This window comes from Chondrinema litorale (assembly GCF_026250525.1).
In the GTDB taxonomy this organism is placed as follows: domain Bacteria; phylum Bacteroidota; class Bacteroidia; order Cytophagales; family Flammeovirgaceae; genus Chondrinema; species Chondrinema litorale.
Window position 1 is genome coordinate 1 of the sequence record NZ_CP111071.1, and the last position, 10609, is coordinate 10609.

General features: G+C 32.2%; 12 protein-coding genes and 1 pseudogene. 6 read left to right on the plus strand and 7 right to left on the minus strand.

From position 1 onward, the window contains the following. Positions 1-24: 24 nt before the first annotated feature. Positions 25-684, minus strand: a complete 660-nt coding sequence (locus OQ292_RS40915; protein ID WP_284690014.1) for an antA/AntB antirepressor family protein — start codon at positions 682-684, stop codon at positions 25-27. A gap of 172 nt (positions 685-856) precedes the next feature. On the opposite strand from OQ292_RS40915, the gene OQ292_RS40920 reads away from it, so the two are divergent. From OQ292_RS40920 to OQ292_RS40945, 6 genes are all read left to right on the plus strand, one after another. Beyond that, positions 857-1510 carry a ParA family protein gene (locus OQ292_RS40920; protein WP_284690015.1) on the plus strand — a complete coding sequence of 218 codons (654 nt, stop codon included), beginning with the start codon at positions 857-859 and terminating at the stop codon, positions 1508-1510. A 1-nt stretch (position 1511) separates the two neighbouring features. Beyond that, on the plus strand, positions 1512-1826 hold the full coding sequence (locus OQ292_RS40925; RefSeq protein WP_284690016.1) for a hypothetical protein: 315 nt from the start codon (positions 1512-1514) through the stop codon (positions 1824-1826). A 285-nt stretch (positions 1827-2111) separates the two neighbouring features. Continuing rightward, positions 2112-3050 carry a hypothetical protein gene (locus OQ292_RS40930; RefSeq protein ID WP_284690017.1) on the plus strand — a complete coding sequence of 313 codons (939 nt, stop codon included), beginning with the start codon at positions 2112-2114 and terminating at the stop codon, positions 3048-3050. Between the two features lie 307 nt (positions 3051-3357). Further along, positions 3358-3888, plus strand: coding sequence for a BfmA/BtgA family mobilization protein (locus tag OQ292_RS40935; protein WP_284690018.1), 531 nt, complete (start codon positions 3358-3360; stop codon positions 3886-3888). Between the two features lie 48 nt (positions 3889-3936). Beyond that, complete coding sequence (locus OQ292_RS40940) at positions 3937-4506, plus strand: hypothetical protein (RefSeq protein WP_284690019.1); 570 nt, start codon at positions 3937-3939, stop codon at positions 4504-4506. Between the two features lie 123 nt (positions 4507-4629). Further along, on the plus strand, positions 4630-5184 hold the full coding sequence (locus OQ292_RS40945; protein WP_284690020.1) for a hypothetical protein: 555 nt from the start codon (positions 4630-4632) through the stop codon (positions 5182-5184). 280 nt (positions 5185-5464) lie between these two features. Here the strand turns inward: OQ292_RS40945 and OQ292_RS40950 are convergent, their stop codons facing one another. The 6 genes and pseudogenes from OQ292_RS40950 to OQ292_RS40975 all read right to left on the minus strand — a co-directional run bounded on the left by OQ292_RS40950 (position 5465) and on the right by OQ292_RS40975 (position 10554). Continuing rightward, positions 5465-6550 (minus strand): hypothetical protein, encoded by a 1086-nt coding sequence (locus OQ292_RS40950; protein ID WP_284690010.1) that lies wholly within the window; start codon positions 6548-6550, stop codon positions 5465-5467. 27 nt (positions 6551-6577) lie between these two features. Then, a complete protein-coding gene (locus tag OQ292_RS40955; RefSeq protein ID WP_284690011.1) occupies positions 6578-6841 on the minus strand; it encodes a hypothetical protein in 264 nt (87 codons plus the stop codon). Between the two features lie 929 nt (positions 6842-7770). After that, a complete protein-coding gene (locus tag OQ292_RS40960; protein WP_284690012.1) occupies positions 7771-9021 on the minus strand; it encodes a type II toxin-antitoxin system HipA family toxin in 1251 nt (416 codons plus the stop codon). Next, on the minus strand, positions 9018-9338 hold the full coding sequence (locus tag OQ292_RS40965; protein WP_284690013.1) for a helix-turn-helix domain-containing protein: 321 nt from the start codon (positions 9336-9338) through the stop codon (positions 9018-9020). The genes OQ292_RS40960 and OQ292_RS40965 overlap by 4 nt, the downstream gene beginning before the upstream one ends. Positions 9339-9537: 199 nt before the next feature. Then, positions 9538-10257 (minus strand): annotated as a pseudogene (locus OQ292_RS40970) (IS630 family transposase); the annotation flags it as partial. Between the two features lie 12 nt (positions 10258-10269). After that, entirely contained in the window at positions 10270-10554 is a 285-nt protein-coding gene (locus OQ292_RS40975; protein ID WP_284689591.1) for a helix-turn-helix domain-containing protein, read from the minus strand. Positions 10555-10609 lie beyond the last annotated feature (55 nt).

Consider the following 10609-nt stretch of genomic DNA (forward strand, 5'->3'; position numbering starts at 1 on the left):
AAGTAAAATACAATGAAAGTAAGTTTACTCCCCCAATTTTTTAATCCTATCCTCTGTAGGTAAATCTTCTGGCTTTAGTCCTTTACTCAATAGTGTTTCTCTGATAGATGAGTGATTATCTTTATTTAATTGCCCAACTTCATCAAGAGCATGATTTTCTTTGTCTAATTGGCTATTTGTTATTTCTGTTGCAAAGTCTCTTCCCTTAATTAAAAGTGTAGGAAGTTCTGCATCTGCTACTGGTTCACCATTAAATAACACCCGTCTTCCTGCTAAATCTATTTGAAGGTAATCATCATAAGTGCCACCTATACCTTCGATGTTTGATCTTAATTTATCCTTAGTGTTTTCTAATTTTAGGAAGGCCTCAAATCTTTTATTTTGTTTGAGTTCTGTTAGAGTTTTTTCGCATCTAATAAAATACTCTCTAATTTCCTCTCCCTTTTTTGATCTGGTAAGCATTGCTAACTTCTTAGCAAAGTCTAATGTAATAGCAAAATCCATTGTTTTATTACCGTTCACCATGATGGTGAACCCCTCCCAATCTTCATTTTCGATAGCATAAGGATTCTGTGTTATATTTTTTGTATACCATCTTTTCCAGTGCGCTTTATTAAGTTCTAAATATTGGTATAACTCTCTAGCAGAGACTGTAGCACCATTATATATTTTTATAAGTTCCATATCTATTTCAATAAATAATCAAATCAAATATAGATGTTAATTTTGATATATCATATACTTAGTATATTATGTATAGTGTATACATTGTAAATTACTGATAATAAATAAATTATGTATCATAATTGTTTTTCTTAATTAGTATGTATAATATTATACCGTATACATTAAAAACATGACCAAAATAATATCATTTGCAACCCAAAAGGGTGGAAGCGGAAAGAGCACATTATCAGTGCTAACAAGTACAGCAATTGCCAATAGATATGGTAAAAAAGTACTTTTGATAGATGGAGATCCTCAGCAAAGTGTAATAGATATTTACAACCGCAATAAGGAAAATACACGATATGATGTATTGTATTTTAACTGGGCTACTAAGAGTAAAAATGATTACAGAAACTTACTATTCGAAGTAGGTAAAAAGTATCACTACATCATAGTTGATGTACCCGGCAAAATGGGCGGTGAGGAAATTTACAATAGCATTCTTTTATCTGATATAGTTTGCATACCAATAGTGCCAAGACGAACAGACATTGCAAGTACAGTTAAATTTTTAAAAGTACTTCCAAAGATTCAAGAGCTTAGACAGAAACAGGGTTTCGATTTTCAGATTTTCGGTATTCCAAATAAAATGGATAATACCATTGAAAGTACTTTAATCCAGAAACTGCAAGGTGTTGGGGGCTTACAACTTTTTAACAATGGTTTAAGCTACAGAATTAGATATGATAGAAATCTGTCTACAGCCGAAACAATAGTATTGGGTAACACAGCAGATGAATTTAATAATTACATGAAAGAGGTAGAACAAAAATTAATGTGATATGAGCAAGAAAAAAACAGTTGATAGTGACTTTGATAATTTAATAGGTACGAACATGCCAACTTTTGGAGATGTTGATGATATGCTCGATATGCAGAATGAATCTGATAACAGCACTATGCCTACTCCAAAAGTTATTAAAGCAAAAAAGAAGCGGAATAAGCGAAATAGTAAATACTCACCTTTTAGAATGCGAACAGAAATACTGGAGCAAATGGAAGAAATTGCAGATAAGGAAAAAGTGGCATTCCCTGGGCAACTAGTTCACATCGTTTTACAGAACTATATCGATTGGTATAAGAACAATAAGAAATAGCTTATAGCCGAATTTTCAAATCAAAAATTCGAGCTATATATAAATTATATAATTTATATATATTATATAGGAAAAAAACAGGGTATAATTTACTGACTATGAGATACTTACAAGAGGGCACTGCGCCAGAAGTCCATACCAACTGCGCCAGAAGTCCATACCAACTGCGCCAGAAGTCCATACCAACTGCGCCAGAAGTCCATACCAAACTGCGCCAGAAGTCCATACCAAACTGCGCCAGAAATCTATATTACCTTAAGTCATAGAATAGTTAAATAAAAGAAGATGCAAAATCCAGATCGGAATGTTATTTATTACCCTAATAAGCTTTATAAAATTGAAATAGGACAGTCTATTAAAGATGATGAAGCTAATAAGTACTTACAAGAAGCCAATCTAGCTATTCACAAGGTTTTAGAGATAAATAAAACACCTGATAGTATATTTACTATAGATTTCCCTAAAAACCTTTTAAATAAGCTCCCAGACAACGTAAAATCGAAAGTAACTAAAGAACTCAATACTACTGATATTAGAATCCTTACAGCTACAGTAGCACTTGCCCAAAAAGCCAAAGCAGAAGGTAAACTTACTTTTATAGAAAAACTGGATGAAGCCTATTTTGAAATTAACCTAAAGGAGTTGTATGAATATGCAGGTTTATCTAAAACCAAATACGGGAGGTTTGATGTAAAGCAGAAAGGATTTATCCGTGATTCACTTATCAATCTTCACTTTAAGCATTTCTTTATATTGACTAATACTGATAAGAAAGAAACCATGCAGATTAAGCAACTGGTAAGAGTTTATGAATATGAGAAAAAGAAAGGCTTATCAGATAAAGAAACTGTAAAACTCACAGTTAATGGTATGTTCTGTAATTTCGAAAAAACAGATAATAATACCTACTTTAATCTTCCATCAGATATAAATACTCGTATCAGAAAAATCAATACAGGTAGGCAAAATCCAAGTATAGAACTTTTCATTAAAACCATTTACAGAGCAAAGCATTATGCTAAAGAATCAACAGTAAGTTATACTGAATCGAAGCTAATTGAGCTCCTAAACATGGAGCGATACAAAGAATCCAGACACCACGGACGCATTGTTACTACACTTAATAAATCATTTGAAACCGCTAAAAAATTAGGTATTTTGGAAAAATGGAAAGAGGAAATAGACAAGTGGGGGAATAAAAAATTCATCTTTTTTCTATGTTAAGAGTAAAATAGAAAAGGAGTCAAAATTGACAGGTTAAATAATGAGAGCTACAAGTACAAAAAGCAGCAAACTGCGTAAGCTACTAATTGTCCTCGTATCTCTCAAGAGATAGCAAGCGGGAACGCCACTTTTCAAACTCCGTATGAAAGAGATTCGTTCTCGCTTGCCCTACGGGGTATTTTGACCTCTTAGGTCAAATAAATAATTAATCAATGATTAATTATTTATAAAAAAGCTGCACTATGTTTCAATTAGAGGAGATAATAATTAATTTAATAATTAATTTATTTACCAAAAGGAACATCCCATGGCAAGCAAAAAGGCAGTCCCCTTGGAACTGGACACACATGCTAAACTAGTAGATATCTGCAAGAAAAAGAACATCACCATCAAGGACTTTACAGCCCAGATGGTGGACTACTTTTACCGTACTGGGATAGACCCCAGTGACGAGGCAAACACCAACTTGAAGGAGGCTATCAAGGAACTCCGCAAGGAGAACAACCGTGTAATAGGTTTTATAAAACAGCAAGAGAAGACCAAGTTGGACCCCATACTTGACCAGATGGCAGTTGGCTATAACGAATTCAAGAGCAATGCAGGGGCACTCAACACGGTATACGAACTGGAAGAACAACTCGGGAAAGTATTGAGAAATCAACAGCGGTTGAGTAACGATATAAACCGTGGGAGCATAGATAGTATTATGAAAGCAAGGAAGCTGTTCGCTGACTACCTGAAGGAACAGGAGTGGGGAAAGGCTATCGGTATTGGTAAGTATGTCAAAGACCCAACGATCCTGAACAAAACGTTCCAACGGATGTTCTCAATGCTTTGATCAAATTTGGTAGTAAAAAACAAACCCCTTTTAAGTAGATATATAGTAATGTTCAGGAAAGGTAAGAAAACGACAAATATGTATATTGTCATCTGTTGGGTAAGTATGTTATCATTATGTGCCCAATGTGACAAGCCCTTTAGATATGATCTTATACCAGAAAAAGAAGAAGACAGTAACATAAAAAAAAATGAATATTTCTTTCTGGAAGACAGTATCTCTTTGATTTTTCAGGCACACATATATTATGTAACAGAAGCAAATTTAAACGTACAGCTATACATCAAAAATAAAAGTAAAAGTAATATCACATTTTATCCACATAAGCTTAAGATAATATCTAATAAAATAGATTATGGAGGAAAGTTTGCCATACGTAATAAAACTCAATTCATAAGATCAGATGATTTCATTGTTAAGCCTAAAAGTAATGAAAGGATCCTATTCCGTTCTATTGCGATTGAGCTAGATCGGGATTACTTTGATGATGAAGATTTTATAGATAAGATTTTAAAAGATGAAAAACTTCTAATAGAAAATATAGAATTAGAAACTAATAGAAAAAAACTTGTAATACCTAAGGTTGAATTGACCCCTTCGCTATCAAGGGGAAGATAATCCCCAATTATGTCAAGTAGAAAATACCCTATATTTTGGCTATATTTAGGTGTAAATTAAGCAGCATGTTCTAGACTAAACAAGTATTATAACTGTCTAACTAAAACGACAATAAGTTGAAATATGAAAAAATTTAGAGTTATAGTTAGCTCCTATGATGATATAGAAAAAAGTAATTATGTATTAAATGAAAAAGAAGTAATAGAATATATTGAAGGTTATAATTGGTCAGATATTATTTCCAAAATGGAGACTGAATTAAAGGATAGAGGTGAAATAGAACATTCACCTGATTCTATTAAGATATCTAATGACGATGAATCAGCATTGTATATACAATCTTGGGACTTCAATATTTTTTCACTTGTTTATAATCAGGAAAATTTATCAGATAAAAACCCAGATTATTTTATAGCAGATAATGATGGATTTTCAATCAGCAAAGTGAAAGAAGCAATCAATCTATTTTATGAAAGCAATAAAAATAGGCTTGAAAATCTTATATCTAATGATACAGATTTATCATGTGGGCCAATAAGAAAAGAACTCGATAAACAAATTGAGGATGGAAAAGAGGAATATGATAAAGCTATTAAGAATAATAAAAGACAGACTGTAATAATTCGCTTATTACTTTTAGCATTTCTAATTTTATTAGCTATAATCAGTTGGCACTAAAAGCCGCATAATCTCCGATTATGTTTACAAAAACAATCTCTCCCAAATTGCTAGATTGACAGTGTTTTGTCCTGCGTCCAAAGTGTTACCTAGAATACAACTTACTAAAAGCTACACTTTGGGTGCAAAGATAATTTTACATTTTCTTTTTTTGCCAGTATATCTTATAAAAATAGGTTCAAACCAAATTTTATACAAGTTGAAAGAAAATTATGGAAGCCTAAAAATATGCGAGATTTTGAAAATTTGGCAATCACAAATAGAGGGACTTATTGAGTTTTTATTTTAAAACTTTCCAACCCTTAAAGAAATTTATCAGAGATTTTGCCAGTATTTCATTTTTTGATGCCCATAGGTCATCAAATATTATAAAATTATCATATAAATCTGCTGGAGATGTACCTATTAACGGGATAGTTCCCCATGAATCAGTATTCAAACTAAACTGTATAAAATGATCTGAAAATTGGTATTTGGATTTGCTACTTGGTTTAAATTCAGTAAAGTGTCTGTCAATGATTTTTTCTTCAGCATTGTCGACCAACTGCATTACATATGAAGACCCTTCTTTTGGTGTCATTTCATTAAAATCATCATATGAAAATTTTTCATAGAACTCTCTATAAATCAAAACCCAATATTTTTTAAATCTTACGATTTTATTAATCGTTTGTTCTAAAGAGCCCTGGGCAAATAACCTTAAAATCTCTAGATCATCATCATACTCGTCGAGTACAAAATCATATAGTTCTGGTAGTCTTATACCGTTATATAATACAACAGAGTTTTCCGCTGATGATAAATTATCACCACCACTAGTATTAGAGCGTAAAAAGTATACCTTGCTTTTTTTTCCTCTGTTCGTTTCGATTGTCCGATATTTCCAATCAATCCCTGACCTATCCGTATCTGTGGAAAAGGACAATGGTAGTGAATAATCTTGCTTAAGTAGATAATCAACTGAGATTGGATTCTCTTTCATATAAGAACTATCAAAAATATAATAAGCAAGTTCAAGTTCATCATCATCTGTCAGTACCTGGATAAAATTTTCATTTTCACCCATATCGATTACATTACAATATCCATTGTTTAAATACTCTTTTAAACTGGCAAAATCATTAGGAGGTGACGGGTTAGAAGATATATCAAATTCTTCATCATATATCCTAAATGGCCCCCAGAATCCATAAATCCTGATTCCTATGTAATCGCTTACATTCTCATAAAATTGATGTGGGTCTTCATCATAGAACTTCCATAAGTTCTGAAACCACTCCAATACTGTTTCGGCCTCTGGGAAGCTTTTATGAAATTTATTATCAAAGTAGTTATATGGGGTTCTATAAATAAGTTCAACACTCATAATTCATGAATCTTATCTTAAGCAAGGTTATTTTAATTCATCCAATATTTTCTTTAATCCTTCTTCTACATTTTCAGGCATATCATCAAGGTCAAAATCTGTGGGAACTGTATATTTCTCCAATAATATCCCTTTTTTCAGTCTCAAGTAAGTAATCTCAGATGCCTTGAATTCAAAATATCCAGACAGGTCTTCGCCCTCTTTACTTTTCCCATGACGGACAATAAAAATACCTGAGACCCAATCCCAAAAAATTTGCCGCCTTTTAATCTCTCTGGAAATATCTACCAATTCAACAGGGAATCTGTCATATATGTCCTTATTATAGCCTTACAGAATCCCATACTCTATCCTAATATTTAAAATTCCAATATCACAGTTAACATCCTGTATTTGCGATTGCGTGATTTCCAAAAAACGTACACTAAAAAATCCATTGTTGTTAGAGGCTGAGCCAAAAGAAATTCCGCCTATGACCAAACTTCGATAAAATCCCGCCATACACGGCAAAGAAAGAACAATCTTTGGCACTATCTCTCCGAAAACCACTACTGAGATTCTGCCGATGGTAGTGAATATCACCGAAGAATTACGACCATCCTGTCAAGAGCCAAAGAAGCTAAAACATTAACATAATGGGAGATTATGATACATAATATATTGCGCTTTCTTTTTTAAAAGTTAAGTAACTTTATTTCTTGTGAAAATAAAAAAATGATCTATTCGTAAATCTACACGTCTACATAATACTTAAAAGTGTTAAATAAGTTGGTACATGGCTTTCGTGTAAAAAACCAGAAATCGTCATTTGTTTTGCCAAGTGTCTTATTCCTCTTGAAGAACATACTTTATCCAGTTTAGTTCTAATCTTTCTTGTTTTGATGCATCATCATAAGAGGTAAAAATAATTGGTATGATATCCTTCCCTCTTTTACTTAATAAATCAATATTAGCTAGGGTTTCATTTTAGTAATACTTACATTGCTAAAAAAACATCTTCTTTAAGAGAATTACTTATGTTTGAGAAAGGTTTGGGAGGTATTTCTAGTTTAGAGATAAATTTCTTATAACAGTTATCTTATCTTGCCTTAATAAACTCTCATATTCAGAAATATTCCCTTTTCTACATATTAAGAGGAAATATGATTTTAAAGGGCATTTATTGTAAGAGAGTATTACTCTGTTAGTTTTCAATTTTCTCTTAATATAAAGAATATAGATTAATTTCCATTAAATGCAGATTCCATTATTGTTTGTTCTGCATTAGGTATTTTCATTTTATCAGCCATATTTTTCCATCCACTTACAACATTTTTAGTTTCTTTTATAATACTATTAGCTTCATCTTTTTTTAATCTAAAATAATCGGCTACATTCATACACAGATCAAAATCAAGACTATTATCATCTTCAGATATATTTAAGCTTAATCCCGAGCCTTTTTCTATTGGGTTTATATCATAAGCTGGTGATAGCTTCCATCCTCTTTCATTAAGCAAAAAACCATGATTTCTAAGATGATCATCCGTATTAGATATAGCAACAGAAAAAACAATCCTTTTCCATAACTCTCTTATATCATTATCTGGGTCTGAACCATATCTTTCAATAATCTCTACAATATCTAAATAACTTATTCCATCCTTGTAGTTATCACCATCTTTATAACCTAATAAAGTCATTGCAGATGCAAAATGTATTCGTCTATTTTGGTTTGTTCTATCAAATCTTTTTGTTAAAAAAGTATGGCGTTTCTGAGAAAAAACTCTTGCATCAGATTTTGCGACAGTAATGCCAAGGTTTTTAGCCATTTGATGAGCAATAAACTCCCAAGCTCCACTATCTTTATCATCATTTTTACTTGGAAATTTAGCTATCCACAAATGATTATCAGTATCTTTCACATTTGCTTTTGGCCTAGCTCCACCTAAAGAAGATCCAGGAGCCATTAATAATGATAGCCATTTTTGAGCGTCTTTATCATTAAAAAAATCATCAGACTCTGTTTTTAGACTAGCAGCTTCCAATTCTCTTATACTTGTGAAAGGAGGCGTTTCTAAAGTTTCATTTGATAAAAAATCCCCACTTTCTTGTAGTTTAAATCTCAAAGCTCCCATTCGGGTTTCATCATTGACTCCTAATAAAAAATCCGATTCCATTAATCTAAACCTTTGTTCTCCCAAAGATTTAGATCGTATAATTTCTCTTCTTTCCATTAAAGTTCTTCCCCACCTATCGGGTGAAGAATCTAAAAAAAGCCCAAAATTTGGTTTGTCATTATTTAAATATTGTGGGCCAGAAAAGAATTGTAATTCTGGATCTAATATTTGTGCTTTTCCACTTACTAACCATTGGCTATCATATTCGAAAGAAAAAATTTCTTCACCTCTTGATAATTCAGCTTTTAATAAGCCCATTTTTGTTGGAAGAGAAAATTCATCCCAATCAGCGTATACTATAATTTCTTTCATTCCTTATTTTTTTTTTGAGCTCGTTTACTCATCACAAGTTTTGCATCTTGTAACTTTCGGCCTAAAATATCATCCAAAGCAAGACTCTTAAAATCTTCAGCTAAACCTAATACTGATAAAACCTGAATAAAAGTACCTATACTTATATGTTCGCTTCCTTTTTCAACATGCCAAAGCGTTGAACGCCCAATGTTTGCTCTTTTAGACACTTGTTCTGTAGTAAGTCTACGCCTTAGTCTTGCTAACTTTATATTTTCACCAACTTGCTCAAGTATTTTCTTTTCTTTAGGAAATAATTTAGCTTTTCTTGATTTCATAATGTTTTTATATAGAATCAAAATTAATTTAAATGTATTTATATACAAACATTGTATTGAATTATCATTATATACTAATTTTACAAAAAGAAAAATTTTGCTACTAACGCGCAATGAAACTTAATCGTTAATATCAATATATAAACTGCTTGTTTTCTTACTTTCATTGTATTTTACTTATAGGGTAGCAAATAGAAAATTAATAAAAGGCTACATTTTGGTCAAGAAAGAAATTTCTAATGAGTTGTTTTCTATTTGAGAAATCCTCTAATATATCTATCAACTTGTCCTTCAAATCAGTCAGTGATTTGAAGGCAAGATTTTTCAAATCAATATTTTTGATATACGCCCATACATGTTCATCCGGATTTACTTCTGGGCTATATGCAGGTTGTTTCACCAATTTAAGTCTTCCTCTTGGTAACTTTTCTAATAACTGATGTACTGCTTTGCAATCATGAACACTTGCTTGATCCCAAATTAAAGTAATGGGATTTGGTTCATCTGCTAATAGCTGTTCTAAGAATGAGACAATATCTTCCCCTCTGTAAGGCTGTTTACTGGTGGTATAAGTAAAATCTCCCTCACTACTGATGGCTGAACAAACAAAGATATGCTCAAAAGATTTTGACCATATCTCAACAGGAAAGGGATTGGCTTGAGGTAAAAAACATTTTTGCAATTTTGGTGTAACGAAAAAAGATGCTTCATCTCCATAATAGACCTTTCTGCCTTCTTTTTTAGCCGTTTTCAGTAAATTAGGCAATCTTTGTTTTTTCCACTTTTTTACAAGTTCAGGATTTTTTCTGGGTTCTTTCTTTGGAGGCTTGCGGTAGCTAAAACCCCATTGATGTAACAGTGTGCCAATATGTTGAAGGCTATACTCAACACCAAAGAGTTGTTTTATTTGACAAAAAACTCTTTTTCTTGTTCAGCCTTGGGTAGGAAAACCAGCTTTAGTAGCCCCTCTGACTAAATGAGCTTTGAGTTCTTTCTGTTGAGCTATGGTAAGTTTTGGGCTAGCTCCTGGATATTTTTTCTTTTTGATACCAGAAATACCAGTTTGCTCATAAGCGGAAAGAACTTGACTAACTAAGCCTTGACTACAGTCAAGTACCTCTGCAATACTTTGTTGTTTGAGTCCTCTCTTTGATAGGCGAATCACTAACTTTCTCCTATATTCTCTAATGTCGGTATCTTTTGTTATTCTATCCATAGTTATAAAATAATAAAAAATACCGACTTTATTAATTCTCTATATTCTAGGCTAA